16 protein-coding genes and 1 tRNA gene are annotated in these 16,759 nt (G+C 70.1%); 11 read left to right on the top strand and 6 right to left on the bottom strand.

Annotated features, from left to right (window positions below; all coding sequences use genetic code 11):
• Nucleotides 1-171 precede the first annotated feature (171 nt).
• The 5 genes from ISP_RS42320 to ISP_RS42300 all read left to right on the top strand — a co-directional run bounded on the left by ISP_RS42320 (nt 172) and on the right by ISP_RS42300 (nt 5,878).
• Complete coding sequence (locus tag ISP_RS42320) at nt 172-1,101, top strand: ABC transporter permease (protein WP_013229923.1); 930 nt, start codon at nt 172-174, stop codon at nt 1,099-1,101.
• Nucleotides 1,094-2,047 carry an ABC transporter permease gene (locus tag ISP_RS42315; protein WP_013229922.1) on the top strand — a complete coding sequence of 318 codons (954 nt, stop codon included), beginning with the start codon at nt 1,094-1,096 and terminating at the stop codon, nt 2,045-2,047. Before ISP_RS42320 ends, ISP_RS42315 begins: the two co-directional genes overlap by 8 nt.
• 6 nt (nt 2,048-2,053) lie before the next feature.
• On the top strand, nt 2,054-3,055 hold the full coding sequence (locus tag ISP_RS42310; RefSeq protein ID WP_013229921.1) for an ABC transporter ATP-binding protein: 1,002 nt from the start codon (nt 2,054-2,056) through the stop codon (nt 3,053-3,055).
• Nucleotides 3,042-4,079 (top strand): ABC transporter ATP-binding protein, encoded by a 1,038-nt coding sequence (locus tag ISP_RS42305; RefSeq protein WP_013229920.1) that lies wholly within the window; start codon nt 3,042-3,044, stop codon nt 4,077-4,079. The genes ISP_RS42310 and ISP_RS42305 overlap by 14 nt, the downstream gene beginning before the upstream one ends.
• 74 nt (nt 4,080-4,153) lie before the next feature.
• On the top strand, nt 4,154-5,878 hold the full coding sequence (locus ISP_RS42300) for a S8 family serine peptidase (RefSeq protein WP_013229919.1): 1,725 nt from the start codon (nt 4,154-4,156) through the stop codon (nt 5,876-5,878).
• A gap of 158 nt (nt 5,879-6,036) precedes the next feature.
• Here ISP_RS42300 and ISP_RS42295 read toward each other — a convergent pair whose 3' ends face one another.
• A complete protein-coding gene (locus ISP_RS42295; RefSeq protein ID WP_013229918.1) occupies nt 6,037-7,530 on the bottom strand; it encodes a S10 family peptidase in 1,494 nt (497 codons plus the stop codon).
• A gap of 57 nt (nt 7,531-7,587) precedes the next feature.
• On the opposite strand from ISP_RS42295, the gene ISP_RS42290 reads away from it, so the two are divergent.
• From ISP_RS42290 to ISP_RS42280, 3 genes are all read left to right on the top strand, one after another.
• Nucleotides 7,588-7,854 (top strand): hypothetical protein, encoded by a 267-nt coding sequence (locus ISP_RS42290; RefSeq protein ID WP_230468988.1) that lies wholly within the window; start codon nt 7,588-7,590, stop codon nt 7,852-7,854.
• On the top strand, nt 7,851-8,534 hold the full coding sequence (locus ISP_RS42285) for a uracil-DNA glycosylase (protein ID WP_013229916.1): 684 nt from the start codon (nt 7,851-7,853) through the stop codon (nt 8,532-8,534). Before ISP_RS42290 ends, ISP_RS42285 begins: the two co-directional genes overlap by 4 nt.
• An 84-nt stretch (nt 8,535-8,618) precedes the next feature.
• Nucleotides 8,619-9,953 carry an NAD(P)/FAD-dependent oxidoreductase gene (locus ISP_RS42280; RefSeq protein ID WP_013229915.1) on the top strand — a complete coding sequence of 445 codons (1,335 nt, stop codon included), beginning with the start codon at nt 8,619-8,621 and terminating at the stop codon, nt 9,951-9,953.
• A 53-nt stretch (nt 9,954-10,006) separates the two neighbouring features.
• Here the strand turns inward: ISP_RS42280 and ISP_RS42275 are convergent, their stop codons facing one another.
• Together ISP_RS42275 and ISP_RS42270 are read right to left on the bottom strand one after the other, a co-directional pair.
• Nucleotides 10,007-10,174, bottom strand: a complete 168-nt coding sequence (locus ISP_RS42275; RefSeq protein ID WP_014467743.1) for a hypothetical protein — start codon at nt 10,172-10,174, stop codon at nt 10,007-10,009.
• Between the two features lie 79 nt (nt 10,175-10,253).
• Complete coding sequence (locus ISP_RS42270; RefSeq protein ID WP_176742194.1) at nt 10,254-10,964, bottom strand: NUDIX hydrolase; 711 nt, start codon at nt 10,962-10,964, stop codon at nt 10,254-10,256.
• 251 nt (nt 10,965-11,215) lie between these two features.
• Here ISP_RS42270 and ISP_RS42265 point away from each other — a divergent pair, with 251 nt between their 5' ends.
• The 3 genes from ISP_RS42265 (at nt 11,216) to ISP_RS42255 (ending at nt 14,333) form a co-directional block, all read left to right on the top strand.
• The gene (locus ISP_RS42265) at nt 11,216-12,079 is read left to right on the top strand and encodes a 5'-methylthioadenosine/S-adenosylhomocysteine nucleosidase family protein (RefSeq protein ID WP_013229913.1); all 864 of its coding nucleotides are present in this window, start codon (nt 11,216-11,218) and stop codon (nt 12,077-12,079) included.
• Complete coding sequence (locus ISP_RS42260) at nt 12,076-14,208, top strand: hypothetical protein (RefSeq protein WP_013229912.1); 2,133 nt, start codon at nt 12,076-12,078, stop codon at nt 14,206-14,208. The genes ISP_RS42265 and ISP_RS42260 overlap by 4 nt, the downstream gene beginning before the upstream one ends.
• Nucleotides 14,209-14,256: 48 nt before the next feature.
• Nucleotides 14,257-14,333 (top strand) — tRNA-Leu (locus ISP_RS42255).
• 458 nt (nt 14,334-14,791) lie between these two features.
• Here ISP_RS42255 and ISP_RS42250 read toward each other — a convergent pair.
• The 3 genes from ISP_RS42250 to ISP_RS42240 form a co-directional block, all read right to left on the bottom strand.
• Nucleotides 14,792-15,259, bottom strand: a complete 468-nt coding sequence (locus tag ISP_RS42250; RefSeq protein WP_013229911.1) for a cupin domain-containing protein — start codon at nt 15,257-15,259, stop codon at nt 14,792-14,794.
• A gap of 46 nt (nt 15,260-15,305) precedes the next feature.
• Nucleotides 15,306-16,217 (bottom strand): hypothetical protein, encoded by a 912-nt coding sequence (locus ISP_RS42245; RefSeq protein ID WP_013229910.1) that lies wholly within the window; start codon nt 16,215-16,217, stop codon nt 15,306-15,308.
• Nucleotides 16,218-16,278: 61 nt separating this feature from the next.
• Entirely contained in the window at nt 16,279-16,740 is a 462-nt protein-coding gene (locus ISP_RS42240; RefSeq protein WP_013229909.1) for a peptidase inhibitor family I36 protein, read from the bottom strand.
• Nucleotides 16,741-16,759 lie beyond the last annotated feature (19 nt).

Genomic DNA, 16,759 nt, shown 5'->3' with positions numbered 1-16,759 from the left:
TCCAACCCCCCGTGGGGGGGGGGGCCCCCGCGCGGCGCCCCCCCCGCCCCCGCCCTTCCTTGGTCTTTTTTCTCTGGCGCGGCCGCGCCCCCCCCCCCCCCCCCCCCGGGGGGGGGGGGGGGCCCCCCCCCCCCCCCCCCCCCCCCCCCCGGCGCGCACTAGGAACTCGTCATGATCCGCTATGTCCTGCGTCGGCTGCTCCAGCTGATCCCGGTGTTCTTCGGCACCACGTTCCTGATCTACGTCCTGGTCTGGGCGCTGCCCGGCGACCCGTTCTCGGGCAAGTGCGGCCAGGCCGCCTGCCCGGCGGCCTACGTCGCCCAGATGACCGAGAAGTACCACCTGAACGACAACATCTTCGTCCAGTACTTCAAGTACCTCGGGAGCCTCTTCACCGGTGACTGGGGCGAAACCTTCAACGGCACCTCCGTCGGCGAGCTGATCGCCACCTCGTACCCGATCACGCTGCGGCTGGCCGTGATCGCCGTGGCCATCGAAGCCGTCATCGGCCTGACCGCCGGCGTGCTGACCGGCCTGCGCGGCAAGGGTTTCCTCGACAACCTGGTGCTGGTGTCGACGACGTTCCTGATCTCGCTGCCGGTGTTCGTCACGGCGATCGTGCTGCAGCTCGCGCTGGGCGGCAACGGTCTCGGCTGGATCGAGGCCAGCGTGTCGGAGGATCCGAGCATCGGCGAGCTGATCGTGCCCGGCATCGCGCTCGGCAGCCTGTCGATGGCCTACGTCGCCCGGCTGTCGAGAAGCAGCATCGCCGAAAACCGCCGCGCCGACTACGTGCGGACGGCGATCGCGAAGGGGCTGCCCCAGAGCCGGGTCGTCGGCGTCCACCTGCTCCGCAACTCGGTGATCCCGGTGCTCACGTTCCTCGGCACCGACCTCGGCGCCCTGATGGGCGGCGCGATCGTCACCGAGGGCGTGTTCAACATCAACGGGCTGGGCCGGCTGATCTTCCGCGGCATCCAGGACCGGGAGAGCGCGACCGTCGTCGGCGTCGTCGTCCTGCTGGTACTGGTGTACCTGCTGATGAGCCTGATCGTCGACCTGCTCTACGCCGTTCTCGACCCGAGGATCCGCTATGACTGACCCGAACCTGGTGAGTGGTGGCGGGGCCGACGCGGCGCAGCTGTCCCGCGTCGACGACTCCGCCACCGGCCCGCAGAAACCCCGCAGCCTGTGGAGCGACGCCTGGCAGCAGCTGCGGCGCAAGCCGGCGGTCATCGCCTCGGCGGTGATCATCCTGTTCATCGTGCTGCTCGCGATCGCCCCCGGCCTGTTCAGCTCGCGCGACGCGGGTTTCAGCGACCTGGCCCACGCCAACGAAGGGCCGTCCGCGGACGCCTGGTTCGGCTACGACAACCAGGGCGCCGACGTCTACGCCCGCACGATCTACGGCACGCGCGCCTCGGTGCTGGTCGGCGTGTTCTCCACGCTGCTGACCGTGCTCTTCGGCTCGCTCGTCGGCATCCTCGCCGGCTACTACGGGCGGTTCGTCGACAGCCTGCTCTCCCGGTTCGGCGACATCTTCGCCGGCCTGCCGTTCATCCTCGGCGCGATCGTCATCCTGACGACGTTCAACGCACCCGGCTCGAACCCCGGCGGCGTCACGATCATCGTCCAGGTGGTGTGCTCGATCGCCGTGCTGAGCTGGCCGGTGGCCATGCGGATCATGCGCTCGGCGACGCTGGTGGCCAAGCAGCTCGACTACGTCAAGGCCGCGCGCGGCCTCGGCGCGAGCACCCCGCGGATCATCTTCCGGCACCTGCTGCCGAACACGATCGCGCCGGTGCTGGTGTACGCCACCATCGCGCTCGGCGCGTTCATCGGCGCCGAAGCGACGCTCGCTTTCCTCGGCATCGGCGTGCGCGCACCGGTGGTTTCGTGGGGCGTGCTGATCTCCGACTCGAAGGACTACTTCCAGAACGACCCGCACATGCTGCTGTTCCCCGGCGCCTTCGTCACCCTGACCGTGCTGGCCTTCGTGATGCTCGGTGACGGCATCCGCGACGCGCTCGATCCGAAGTCGAGGTAGATCCCCTTGTCCGACAACGAACTCCTGCTCGAGGTAGCGGATCTGCGCGTCGAGTTCCGGACGTCCGACGGCGTGGCGAACGTGCTCAACGGCGTCAGCTACTCCGTGCACGCCGGGGAAACCCTGGCCGTGCTCGGCGAATCCGGCTCCGGGAAGAGCGTCACCGCCCAGACGGTGATGGGGATCCTCGACATGCCACCGGGGGTGATCACCGGCGGTGCCGTGCGCTGGCGCGGCGAGGACCTGCTGACCGCGTCCGAGGAACGCCGTCGCGAAGTGCGCGGCAGCGAGGTCGCGATGATCTTCCAGGACGCCCTCTCCGCGCTGAACCCGGTGTTCACCGTGGGCTTCCAGATCGAGGAACAGCTGCGCGTCCGGCTCGGTATGTCCAAAAAGGACGCCCGGAAGCGCGCGATCGAACTGCTCGACATCGTCCGCATCCCCGCCGCGGACCGCCGGATCAAGGACTACCCGCACCAGTTCTCCGGCGGCATGCGCCAGCGCGCGATGATCGCGATGTCGCTGGCGCTGGACCCGGACCTGCTCATCGCCGACGAGCCGACCACCGCCCTCGACGTCACCGTGCAGGCCCAGATCATGGACCTGCTCGAGGAGATCCAGGCCGAACGCAAGATGGGGCTCGTCCTGATCACCCACGACCTCGGCGTGGTCGCCGAAGTCGCCGACCGGATCGCGGTGATGTACGCGGGCCGGATCGTCGAGCACGCCGACGCCGTCGAGCTGTTCCGCGCGCCGGCCCACCCGTACACCGCCGCGCTGATGGATTCGCTGCCCCGGCTCGACCTCAAAGGACAGACGCTGGAAACCATCAAGGGCCTGCCGCCCAGCCTGCTGAACATCCCGCCGGGCTGCCCGTTCCACCCGCGGTGCAAGCGAGCCGAAGCCCGCTGTTCGTCGGAGGTTCCGCCGCAGCACGCGATCGGCTTCGGCCGGACGAGCGCGTGCCACTTCGCCGAAGAGGTGGTGAGCTCCCGTGGCCGCATCTGAGTCCGCCTCCGCCGTGAACAGCACGTCGGCGGAGCCCATCCTTTCGGTGACCGGCCTCCAGAAGTACTTCCCGGTCCGCACCGGCATCCTGTTCAAGCGCACGATCGGCCAGGTCAAGGCGGTCGACGGCGTCTCGTTCGACCTGATGCCCGGCGAGACGCTCGGCGTCGTCGGCGAGTCCGGCTGTGGCAAGTCGACGCTCGCCCAGGTCCTGATGCGCCTGGAGGAACCGACCGGCGGCACCGCGCAGTTCGAGGGCCGCGACATCTTCGCGATGCGCGGCGCCGAGCTGCGGAAGCTGCGGCGCGAGATCCAGATCGTGCTGCAGGACCCGTACACCTCGCTCAACCCGCGCATGACGGTCGGCGACATCGTCGGCGAGCCGTTCGAGATCCACTCCGAAGTCGCCCCGAAGGGCTCCCGGGCGGCCAAGGTGCGCGAGCTGCTGGAGGTGGTCGGGCTCAACCCCGAGCACCTCAACCGCTACCCGCACCAGTTCTCCGGCGGGCAGCGCCAGCGCATCGGCATCGCGCGGGCGCTCGCGCTGCGGCCGAAGGTGATCATCTGCGACGAGCCGGTGTCCGCATTGGACGTCTCGATCCAGGCGCAGGTGATGAACCTGCTCGGTGACCTGCAGGGCGAGTTCGGCCTGTCCTACGTCTTCATCGCGCACGACCTTTCGGTGGTGCGGCACCTGTCGAACCGGGTCGCGGTGATGTACCTCGGCAAGATCGTCGAGGTCGGCACCGACGAGGAGATCTACGAACGGCCGTCGCACCCGTACACCCAGGCGCTGCTGTCCGCGGTGCCGGTGGCGGACCCGGCCGTGCGCGGGCGCCGCCAGGTGATCCGGCTGACCGGTGACGTGCCGAGTCCGCTGGATCCCCCGTCCGGGTGCCGGTTCCGCACGCGGTGCTGGAAGGCGCAGGACCGGTGCGCGTCGGAGGTGCCGGAACTGGTGCCCAGGACGGACGGGCACTTGTCAGCTTGTCACTTCGCGGAGCAGAAGTCGGTTGTTCCGTAACGTACTTTTTGCCGTTGTACGCGCTATGTCCGGTCTATACGGTGCAGGAACCGCTTTCCGCGAGGAGGAGAAACGTGAAGAGACCCAGGCTTTTGGCCGCGGTGCTGGCCGTGCCGCTGTTCGGCGCGGTTTCCGCGGTCGCGGTCCCGGTCGCGTCGGCGCAGCCCGCGCTGTCCGGCCCGGCGACCGAATTCACCGTGCTCGCCAAGGACGTCCAGAGCATCGGCAGTGCCCAGCAGGCGATCAAGGCCGCGGGCGGCACGGTACTGGAGACCAACACCGCGGTCGGCCTGATCAGGGCCAGCGCGCCGGCCACCGGGTTCACCGAGCGCGTGGCCACGAACGGCGCGGTGTTCGGTGCGGCCAAGGCCCAGTCCATCGGCTCGGTGCCGAAGCTGGGCAAGAAGACCAAGGGTGACGCCGCCGTCGAGAAGGAAGGCCGCGGCGCCTCCGCGAAGAAGCAGGCCGCGCCCGCGCCGGTGGGCATGGACCCGCTGGACGACCAGCTCTGGGGCCTCAAGTCCGTCCGCTCGGACCTCTCGCGCACCAAGCAGCCGGGCAGCAAGCAGGTCAAGGTCGGCGTCATCGACACCGGCATCGACGGCACGCACCCGGACATCGCGCCGAACTTCGACGAGGCCGACTCGCGGAACTTCACCCGCGACATCCCCACCGACGTCAACGGCGCCGAAGTCGACGGGCCGTGCGAGTTCCGCGGCTGCGTCGACCCGGTCAACCACGACGACGGCGGCCACGGCACGCACGTCGCCGGCACCATCGCCGCCGCGGCCAACGGCTTCGGCGTCTCCGGTGTCGCACCGAACGTGACGCTGGTGAACATCCGCGCCGGCCAGGACTCGGGCTTCTTCTTCCTGCAGCCGACGGTCGACGCGCTGACCTACGCCGGCGACGCCGGCATCGACGTGGTCAACATGTCGTTCTACACCGACCCGTGGCTGTACAACTGCACGGCGAACCCGGCGGATTCGCCCGCCGAGCAGGCCGAGCAGCGCACGATCATCGAGGCGACGCAGCGCGCGCTGAACTACGCGCACCGCAAGGGCGTCACGATGGTGGTCGCGCTGGGCAACCAGCACACCGACCTGGGCGCGCCGCAGCCGGACACCACGAGCCCCGACTACCCGGCGAACGGCACGCACCCGCGCACGGTGGACAACTCGAGCTGCCTCAGCCTGCCGGTCGAGGGCAACCACACGATCGGCGTGAGCTCGTTCGGGCCGTCCCAGAAGAAGGCGGACTACTCGAACTACGGCCTCGAGCAGATCTCGGTGTCGGCCCCGGGCGGCTTCTTCCGCGACGGCTTCGGCACGCCGTGGTTCCGCACGGTGGAGAACGAAATCCTTTCGACGTACCCGAAGAACGTGGGGATCGCCGACGGCAACATCGACGCGGACGGCAACATCACCGAAGCCGGCCTGACCGCGGGCATCAAGAAGGCCACGGCCCCGGACGGCCGCGTGGGCTACTACCAGTGGCTGCAGGGAACGTCGATGGCCACCCCGCACGCCACCGGCGTCGCGGCGCTGATCATTTCCCAGTACGGCAAGAAGTCGCACGGCGAGTTCGGCATGGACCCGGACAAGGTCCAGCGCGTCCTCGAGGGCACGGCGGCGAAGATCGCCTGCCCGGTGCCGCGCACGGTGGACTACCTGAAGGAGGGTCGCGACGCGACGTTCACGGCCACCTGCGAGGGTGACCCGTCGTTCAACGGCTTCTACGGCCACGGCGCGGTCGACGCCTACGCGGCGGTGACGCGCGGGTCGCAGTACCTGAAGTAATCTTTCGCCTGGAAACGGCCCACCCCGCCGGGGTGGGCCGTTTTCCGTGTACGGGGGCGTTCCGGGCTTTCGAACCGTGCGATCCTGGTCGTGGTCATCGAAGCGACGGAGGCGCCGGTCGCTGGAGGAAGCCGTCGGCGGTGACGAAGTCCGCTAGCTCAGCGGTTCGACGCCTTCTTGACGAACTTCGCCAGGTCCTTCGACTGCTGCACCCGGGTCGGCTCGTGGACGTACATCATGTGGCCCGCCGGGTAGTACGCCGTGTCGATGTTCTCGTGCAGTTCCTCCGGGATCTGGAGGTGGGCCAGGACGTGCTCGGCCGCGTAGTACGCCGTTGCGCCGTCGTAGTGGCCGAACGCCACGTGCACCTTCAGGTGCGGGTTCGCGCGCATCGCCGCGCTCAGCGAGTCCACCACCGACACCGAACGGCCCTCGAAGTCCGCGTACGACCACGCCTTGAACGTGTCCTCGCTGATGAGCTCGTAGGGCAGGTCGTTCTCGTACCCGAGCTCGGCCCGCACGTAGTGGTTGAACGACGCCGCGTACGCGCCGACCACGCGGGAGATCGACGGGTCGTCGCTCATGTGCTCGCGGCCGCCGTCCGGCTCCCACGTCGTGAACCGGCCGTCCATCCGGCCGACCGTCAGCCCGCGGTCGCGCAGCAGCTCGGTGAAGAACCGGACGTGCTCGATCCGCAGGTTCACCCGGTCCACATAGGACTCCGCCAGCCCGGTCAGCGACGCCAGCGTGGCCACCGCCTCCGTCCGGTCCTGAGTGGACAGACGGGCGCCGCGGGACAGCGCCCACGGCAGGTCCTTCGCCGCGAAGTCCTCGGCGTCGGCGAGGACGTCGTCGAGCGGGCGCTCGCCGTGCAGGCCGTGGTAGTGCGCGATCGCCGCGTACGTCGGCACGTACAGCGAGTACGGGAGGTCGTTGCCCTCGGTGAACCGCAGCGTGCCCAGGTCGAGCACCGACGAGATGAGCAGCAGGCCGTTCAGGTACAGCCCGTGCCGGTCCTGCAGGTGCGCGGCCAGCCCGGCGGCGCGCAGCGTGCCGTACGACTCGCCGGCCAGGAACTTCGGCGACAGCCAGCGCTGGTGGCGCGACACCCACAGCCGGATGATCTCGCCGACCGACTCGATGTCGCCCTTGAAGCCGTGGAAGTCCTTCGTCTCGCCGCCTTCGGACGCGCGCGAGTAGCCGGTCGACACCGGGTCGATGAACACCAGATCGCTGTGCACCAGCAGCGTCTCGGGGTTGTCAGCGAGCCCGTACGGCGGCGGCACCAGGTCGTCGACGTCGCCCGAGAGCACCCGGCGCGGGCCCAGCAGGCCCATGTGCAGCCAGATGCTCGACGAGCCGGGGCCGCCGTTGAAGGCGAACGTCACCGGCCGCGACCCCGGGTCGGCGTCGTCGAGGGTGTAGGAGGTGATGAACACCTCCGCCTTCGCCTTGACGCCCTCGGACTTGCCGTCCTTGACGACCTCCTTGCGGAGGACGATTCGTCCCGCCTTCGCCGTGTACGCGAGCTTCTTCCGCTTCACGGTCAAGGTGTGCTGAGTCGTGACGATGTCGTCGGTCGGCTCGGCCGGGATTTCGGTGGTCTCCGCGGCCTTCGGCTCGGGGGCCTCTTCGGGGGTGCTGTCCGCCATGGACCCAACTTAGTCGGCGGGAACGGGTGGCTGTGGCAGGGTGACCTGGTGCACACCATGTCGGAGACCGCGGGGCAGGCGCGGACGCGAGCCGGCTGCCTCGAACGGCCCGCGTCCGGCTTCATCACGCCCCCGGCCGGCGAATCGTGCGACGAGCCTGGCGCCCACCGCTCGCGGATGCGGTCGGTCGAGCCGGAGGGACGCGAGCCGGGGTACCTCCCGAATGGGCGCCCGAGCAGGCACACCTGCGCCCTGGCCCCGCGCTACCGGCTGCCCGAGACAACGCGGCACGCCGACCGGCTGTCCCGGGCGGCGCTGCGATGAGGTCGCTGTCCGAGCTGGACACCGCGGTGGCCGGCTGCCGCGCGTGCCCGCGGCTGGTGGCCTGGCGCGAGGGCGTCGCGGGCACCAAGGCGGCCTTCCGCGGCGAGGAGTACTGGGCGCGCCCGGTGCCCGGGTTCGGGCCGCCGGACGCGTCGCTCGCCGTCGTCGGACTGGCGCCCTCGGCGCACGGCGCGAACCGCACCGGCCGGATGTTCACCGGCGATCCATCGGGTGATTTCCTGTTCCGGGTCCTGCACGAGGTCGGGCTCGCCTCGCAGCCGACGTCCGAGCGGCTCGGTGACGGCCTCCAGCTCTACGGCACCCGGCTGGTCTCGCCCGTGCGGTGCGCGCCGCCGGAGAACAAGCCGACGCCGGCCGAGCGGGACACCTGCCGCCCATGGCTGGCCGGGGAACTCGCACTGTTACGTCCGACACTGCGGGCGATCGTCGTGCTGGGGGCGTTCGGCTGGCAGGCGTTACTGCCCGTGCTGGAGGCGGCCGGCTGGCCGGTGCCGCAGCCGCGTCCCGCGTTCGCGCACGGGGCCGTCGTGGAACTGGGCGACCTGCGGCTTTTCGGCTGTTATCACGTCTCGCCGCGCAATGTCCAGACACACCGGGTGACCCACGCCATGGTGGCGGACGTCTTCCGGGCCGCGACCTCGGTGACAGGGCACAACTGAATCGTTACGGAAACCGCAGCGACGCTGGTCACAGCCGGATGGGGCCCCCGAGCGAGGTCGCGGCGAAGGTGTCACCATGAGGACATGGCTGCTGCGAAGTCGAAGTCGGAACCGACTCGGATCCTCGTCCTCGGTGGTGGGTACGTCGGGCTCTACACGGCGTACGGCCTCCAGAAGATGCTCCGGGCCAACGAGGCCTCCGTGACCGTCGTTGACCCGCAGCCCCACATGACCTACGCGCCGTTCCTCCCGGAGGCCGCGGCCGGCGCGATCGAGCCCCGGCACGTGGTCGTGCCGCTGCGGCGGGTGCTCAAGCGCTGCCACGTGCTGACCGCGCGCGTCACCAAGATCGAGAACGACAAGAAGTCCGTCACGGTCGAGGCGGCCGACGGCCACATCGAGCAGCTCGGCTACGACATCCTGGTCGTCGCGCTCGGCGCTGTCGCCCGCATCCTCCCGATCCCGGGCCTGGTCGAGCAGGGGATCGCCTTCAAGACCATCGGCGAGGCGATCTACCTGCGCAACCACATCATGACCAAGCTCGACGAGGCGGCCAGCACGCTCGACCCCGAGCTGCGCAAGCGCCTGCTGACGTTCACGGTGGTCGGCGGCGGGTTCGCCGGCATCGAGGCGCTGGCCGAGCTCGAGGACATGACCCGGTTCGCGGTGGAGAACTACTACCCGAACATCAAGACCTCCGACATCCGCTGGGTGCTCGTCGAGGCGGCCGGCCGCATCCTGCCCGAGGTCCGCGAGACCCTGGGCGTGTACACGGTCGAGCAGCTGGAGAAGCGCGGCATCGAGGTCTACCTGTCGACGGCGGCGAAGTCGTTCGAAAACGGCCACGTCGTGCTCTCGGACGGCACGGAGTTCGACACCGACACGCTGATCTGGACGGCCGGGGTGAAGGCCAACCCGGTGGTCGGCCAGTCGGACCTGCCGGTCGACAAGCGCGGCCGCCTCGAGGCGACCGCCGCGATGCAGGTCGTCGGCCACCCCGACGTCTGGACCGCCGGCGACAACGCGGCGATCCCGGACCTCTCGCGCACCGAAGAGGACCCGACGGCGACCTGCCCGCCGAACGCGCAGCACGCGGTCCGCCAGGCGACGCTGCTGGCGAAGAACATCATCAAGGTGATCCGCGGCGGCAAGCCGAAGGACTACTACCACAAGAACCTCGGCGCGGTCGCCAGTCTCGGCCTGCACAAGGGCGTCGCGGACGCGCTGAACCTGAAGATCAAGGGCTTCCCGGCGTGGCTCTTCCACCGCGCGTACCACCTCAAGGCGATGCCGACGTGGAACCGCAAGATCCGCATCCTCTTCGACTGGATCCTCGGCGGGCTGTTCCGCCGTGAGGTGATCTCGCTCGGGCAGATCAACAACCCGAAGGACGAGTTCGCGCGCGTCTCGAAGTCCTGAGCGCCCGTTTTTCTCGAGAGCCCCCGGTCTCCTGGCCGGGGGCTCTCGGCGTCTCAGCCGTGCGGTCCGGGGGCCGAGGGGGCGACGGCGCTGTGTGCCGGAGGCTCGCTCTGCCCGGGCGACGCGGCGTACCCGGTGACGACCGCGCCCAGCACCGCGCCCGCGGCGAAGGCCAGCGCCACCGTCCGGACCGCGAACCTCGCCTTGCAGTGGATCTCCATGCCGGCACTTCCCGTCAGAGTGACGATTAAGGTCGGGACCGACGGTAGCCCGCTCGGGCCGTTAGCGTCAAGGTGACGATTACGGGCGCGACCGCAGCATGGCCGGGTGGAGCACGGTGGCGGGGCCGCGGCGGTAGAGTGCGGCCGGTCGGCCGGGCTGTCGCGAGACTCGTTCCCCGGTCGGGATCAGGAATCCGTCGACACCGATGATCTTGCGGTGGAAGTTCCGCGGGTCGAGCTGCTCGCCCCAGACGATCTCGTAGACCTCGCGCAGGTCGGTCATCGTGAACTCCGGTGCGCAGAAGGCCGCCGCGAGCGTGGTGTACTCGAGCTTGCTGCGGGCGCGCTCGACCGCGTCGGCGATGATCTTCTTGTGGTCGAACGCGATCCGGGTGCGCGGTCTCAGCACCTTCTCCACGGGCATGAGGACCGCTTCGCGGGCGTCGCCGCCGGCCACCGGAACCGGGAGCTGGGGCGAGAAGGCGACGTAGCAGATCGCGATCACGCGCCGGCGCGGATCGCGGCCCGGTGTCCCGTACGTGCGCAGCTGTTCCAGGTGTAACGCCCGCGCGTCGAGACCCGTCTCTTCCTGTAGTTCGCGGGCCGCGGCGTGGTCGAGGTCTTCCGACGTCGAAGCGAGGAACCCGCCGGGAAGGGCCAGCATGCCCTCGTACGGCGGAATTCCACGCTTCACCAGCATGATCTGCAGCGCACTGTCGTGCACGGTGAGGATGGCCAGGTCCACGGCGACCGCGACCTCGGGGATCGTCCACTCGGCGGGCTCAGGCATGGTCGGCGGCACGGCCGGTCGTCGTCGGATGAGTGTCCATAGTGCACAGTGTACGCAGTCGGCCAATATTCGTCTTATTGACGAGAATAGCCCGATGGGGCTACCTTGCATGATGCACTTGGCACCCTGCTCGCGCCGCCGGTCGTCCGCGGCCCGCGTCGCCTTCGCAGGAGCCGTCGATCGAGAGGGCGCCGTTCCGGCGAACAGAGGGAGATCGTCATGGCAGAACGAAAAGAAGGGGCGGTCGTCCCGTGCTGGTGGTCCTGACCGCGATGGAAGTGGAGCGCGCCGCGGTGCGCGCCCGGATGACCGGCGTGCGGCGGCACGTGCACCAGGCGGGCACGGTGTTCGACGTCGGCGAGCTGGCCGGCCGTCCGGCCGCGCTCGGCATGGTGGGCGCGGGCAACGCCCGGGCCGCGGCGATCGCGGAACGCGCGGTCGCGGAGTTCTCGCCGTCCGCGGTCGTGTTCACCGGCGTCGCCGGCGGGCTGCGTGACTGGCTCCGGCTCGGCGACGTCGTCGTCGCCCGGAAGGTTTACGCCTACCACGGTGGCTACAGCGACGACGCGGGCTTCCGGAACCGGCCGGAGGCCTGGGAACCGTCGCACCGGTTGCTGGAACTCGCGCGGGCGCTGGCCAGGGAAGGGAACTGGAGCGGCGCGGAGAGCGTGCCGGAAGTCCACTTCGAGCCGATCGCGGCGGGCGAGGTGGTGGTCGACGGGCGGACGTCCGCGGTCGCGCGGTACCTGTGGGACAACTACAACGACGCGGTGGCGGTCGAAATGGAAAGCGCCGGCTTCGCGTTGACCGGCCAGCTCAACGACAACGTCCCGGCGCTGACCGTCCGCGGGATCAGCGACCGCGCGGACGGCGCCAAGGACGTCGCGGACGAGGCGGACTGGCAGGCGATCGCCGCCGGCAACGCGGCGGACTTCGTCCGTGCGCTCGCCGCCGGGATCGGGGGCGCGACGGGGGCCCGCCAGGACGAGCGCACCGAGTTACCGGCGGCGACCTACACCAACGTGGCCAGGGACAACGCGCACGTCGGGCAGCAGGTGGGCGCCGTCTACGGGGACTTCCACGTGACGCAGCGATCCCCGCGGAGGCACGCATGAACGTCCCGCACGGGTTCCAGAACCAGGCGTCCGGCGAATCCCACGTCGAGCAGCAGATCGGCGCGATCTACGGCGGCACGTTCCACCGCCACGAGACGACCTACCACATCAACCCCTCGGATCCGCCGGAGCGGCGGTTCGAGGTCGCGCTGAACCACCTGCGCGGTGGTACCCCGCGGATGGCCGAGACGCTCTTCCAGGAGCTGCTGCAGCAAGGGCACGCGTCCACCCGGCTCGCTTACCACTACGCCTTGTCCGTCCTCAGTGACCGGTCGCTCAACGAGATCAGCGACGACGTGTACGCGCGGTTCCGGATGGCGGACCTCACGGCCCGGCGCTTCGCCCACGACGAGTGGCGTGGCGCGCTCAGCGTGGTGTGGGAGCTCATGTCCTTCGTGTGGCGGCAGGAGATGGGCAGCGCCCTGGACGCCGCCGACCTGGCGAAAGCCATGGCGAACCTGCAGGAACTGCCCCGGGACCGGCAGAACGAGATCACGCGGCACCTCGCGCTCGTCCTCGGCGGCGCGCTCCAGGACAGCGTGGACGTCGTCGACGCCCAGCGCGTCCGGACCGAGCGGCTCGCGCACGACCGGGTGGACCGGGCGTGGAAGTTCTTCGAGCCGGATCCCGCGGTGCCGCGCTACTTCGTGCCTGCCCGCGCGGCCATCCCCTCGGCGGAGTGGGTGAAGGCGGGGCTCGGGGGCGCGGGCGTGCTCCTCGGCTTGATCGCGTTCCTCAGCGGGTTCGGCGACGGACGGCCCGCCGCCGGCATCGCCGGCCTGCTCGTCATGGCGGCGGGGTTCGCCGGCGCGATCTGGGCGGGGCGCGAGCAGCAGCTGGGGACGATGCGGCTGGTCGCCCGCGACCGCGAACACGGCGTCCCGCTGCAGTTCCAGGCCGCCGGCTCGCCCGGCCACTGGGTGTCGTCCCGGTTCGTCGAGCAGATCCACAAACTGGTGGAGGCGCGCTTCTGGGACGCGCGGCCGCACACGCCGGGCAGCTGGGTGAACGACACCCGGGGCATCTGCGAGTACTACAAGTGGCGGTTCGTGACCCTGTTCGGCAACGCGCAGGTCGACGCCGGGGCGGTGAACTGGCTGATCCGGTGGCACGCCCGCCGGGTGGCCGCGCAGTGGCGCAACGGCACGTTGTTCGCCTACCGCGACGAGGTCCGCCCGTCCTCGACCAGCCTCCTCGTCCACCGAACCGGGATCGCCATCGCGGTCGTCGGAGCGCTGATCATGCTCGGCGGCGCGGGCAGCTTCATCGGAGCGGCGCTCTTCCTCGGCGCAGGCGGCTTCTTCGCGATGCAGCACGGCCTCCGGATCATGGTGTCCCACCAGTTCCAGGCCGAGGAGAACGAGCGCGGCAGCCGGTTGCTGAAGGAGGAGGAGCAGGCGTTCGTGGAGTGGTCGCAGGTGCTCGCGGACCGGCCCGACGACGCCGAGATGGCCTGGTGGCTCGACCTGGACAAGTCCCACCTCAAGACCGAGGCCTTGCGCCGGTGCGCGCTGACCAACCGCGACTTGGTGGCGCACGTGGTCCTGACGGAGGGAGCGGCCAACGCCCACCGCGCCCGCGTCCTCGGCGGCCCGATGCGGTATTCGCGTTACGTGATCCTCGTGTTCCTCCTGACGCACAGCGGCGTCCGGGAGATCGAGGTGGACCTGGACTTCCTCAAGGCGGACGTCCACGACGAGCGCCGCACATCCTTCAGGTACGACGCCCTTTCCGCGGCCCGCGTCGCCGAAGTCGGCGTCCGGTACGCGGACGGCTGGCACTACCAGATCCTCAACGGCGACAACGCGGTCCTCCAGCAAACGCAGTCCGTGCGCAAGCGCGCGTTCCGGCTGACGCTGGTCAGTGGCGAGCAGATTTCGGTCGTCGCCGAGGGATTCGAAGGCCTGACGGACGAGAGCGTGGAGAACGAGGCCATGTTGCAGCGCCTCGCGCTGGAATCCTCGGGCATCGCGGGCGCACTGCACGTGCTGGAGGCGGTCTCGGCGGAGGGCCGCGATTGGATAGTCAGGGAGCAGGAACGACGCCGTCGCAGATCGGAGGACTGGCGAAGAGGCGAGCACGGCCCAGGCCTCCTCGACGCCGACGAGCCGGAGCCGGCCCCGGAATAGCACGGCGCACTGGACGCGCGACCGGCCCGATCACCTAGAGTGTGTGGTGCCCCCGTAGCCCAACCGGCAGAGGCAGTCGACTTAAAATCGATTCAGTGCGGGTTCGAGTCCCGTCGGGGGCACCACAAGCATCCTCACGAGATCACACTCCTCGTGAGCTGCGGCTTTCCGCGACAGTCCAGATCGCTCGTCGCCGGCGCCCGCGGGCAGCACCTCCGCGATCACCTGGCCGATCCCGACCTCGGGGGCCCCCGCCCGGGCGACGGCCGTGTTGTCACCGGTGAGCACCGGGGTCAGGCCCGGCTCACGCAGCCGGGCCCTTGATCAGCACGCTGCTGCCGCAGCGGGTGCGTCGAGTCAGGCTCCGTTCTCAGCTTCGGGTTCCTCCGGCTGCGGCAGCGTCACGCGGTAGCCCGCGGCCTCGACCTGGGCGACGAGCGTGGCCGGTCGACGCCCGTCGGGGCGTGCCCGCGCGCCCACCCGGCAGCACGTCCCCCGATGCGGGTCATGCCCGCGTGCTCGCCGTGGCCGGAGTTCTCGCCGGTCGCGGCCGAAACCGGGCCGGCGCGCGAACTCCGTGAACTCACCGCACGGGCTCCTCGTACCTGATGTGGTACCTGGCAGCGATGGGATTGATCTTCGCCGGGTCCAGCTCGCCATCGGTGAGCACCGACGGACCGGCCTCGAAAAGATCTTCCAGGTAGCACTCCCAGCCGCCCGGCGAGGAGACCTGCAGCACTCGTGGCGGCGGGTCGGAGGCGGGGCGCAGTGCGTGCGGCACTCCGTGCGGCAGCAACACGAACGTACCCTTCGGCGCGGTGAACGCGCGATCGTCGAACTCGACGCCGAGGTCGCCGGCCAAGACGTAGATGGCCTCGTCCGCCACGTCGTGCGTGTGCCGGGGGATGGCACGAGCCACCGTCGTCTCCAGCAAGGAGAATCGCCCCTCGGTGTCCGCGGTCATCGCTTTCACCGCGAAGGCCGGTGGCATCGGGACGCGACCCGGGCGGACGGCGTCCGGTTCGAGCAGGATGAAACGGTCGTCGGTCATGGGCATCCTTCGTTCAGGGGAACCGAAGTCCGGTTCCGGTTCGACGTCAGCCGTTGACCTCGCGGGCCACCGCGAGCTGCTGCTGTTTGTGCTCCCGCTCGCGACGCAGGTCGGTGGGGTGCTGCCGGACGAGCACGTCCTGCCCGGCCCGCTCGACTCCGACCCAGGTCCTGACCCACTCGACGCTCTCCTTGCACCGCACGTCCTGGGTGGCCACGGCGATCTCGTGTGGAGAAGGGCGGCCCACGGCGAACGCGGGGTCGTTGATCGCGGCGTCCGGCCGGGCGTAGCGGAAACCGGCGGCCGCCATGCACCGCGACCACGCCTCGGCCGCCGCGGTCACCGGCGGTGCGGTCCGGGCGATCTCGTGGCTGCGGCCGCTCAGTGCGAAGCTCACCGGTTCCTGGCCGGGCTTGCCGTCGGTGGCGAGTGTCCGGTCCGCCTCGCCCGCGCAACCGCCGGCCGGCACGTCGTGGCCGCCGACCTCGCCGGCGTGCGTGCCGGTGATCACCGAAACGACCTCCGGCGGCGGCTGAGGAGCCGTGGCGCCGGCGCCGCGTGCGGTGAAGATCGCCGGGTCCCGGTAGCCGTAGGCCGCGGCCTCGCCCGCGTCGACGAGTCCGTACCGCCGCGGCTTGGCCGCGTCCCGCACCGGATCGACCGCGGGGAAGGTGAACGCGAGCCCGTGGCCGGCGAGACAGCGCTCCATCAAAGTGTTGCGCGCCTTGACCACCTCCAGTTCTTCGACCGGCGTCAGCAGCGACGGGTCCAGCGGAAGGTCGAGACCGTGCACCGCCGACAGGTCGGCAGGCACCTTTCCCAGCGCGGCGTCGAGATCGGCCGCGTCGAAGCCGGACGTGACGGCGGGTGCCGTCGAGCAGCCGGTGAGCGCGGCCATCGTCACGGCTGCGGCGACGAACCCGGCCGCGCGGCGGGGCAAACGCCCGGATGTGACCACGGCTGAAACCTCCGATGGGTGATCGGGGTCGCGCCGGTGGGCGCGACCCCGATCCGGCCGGCTAGAACTGATCGCGGTTGGCGCAGTCGGAATAGGCGCCGAAGCTCGTCGGCCACTTGAAGCTCGCGTTTTCGTTCTTCATCGTCGCGTTGAAGTTGCCCGAGGCGTACGCGCCGAACGTCTGCGACGCGAAGCTGCCGTTGCAACCGCTGTTGTAGTAGACCGTCGCGTAGTAGGCCCAGTTGTTGACGGCCGACGCGGCGTTGTTCTTCACCTGGACGCCGCGGCCGTTGGTGCCGCCCTCGTTGAACGTCTCGTTGTCGAGGTTGCCGTCGGAATCCACGTAGTCGGCGCGGGCGCCGGCGTAGTTGCTGTTGAAGTAGAAACAGAAGTAGCCGGCATCGCAGCCGTGGATCACCGTTGCCGGCTGTGCGGGAGCCGCGCCGGCGGCCGGGGCCGCGGCGGCCATCAGGGTGGCGGCGGCCGCCGCGCCGATCGCCAGTTTCCGGATCTTCGACATCATGTGCCTTCTCCTTTGTGTG

This window comes from Amycolatopsis mediterranei, from assembly GCF_026017845.1.
Lineage (GTDB): Bacteria > Actinomycetota > Actinomycetes > Mycobacteriales > Pseudonocardiaceae > Amycolatopsis > Amycolatopsis mediterranei.
This window is presented reverse-complemented; position numbering and strand designations above follow the sequence as displayed.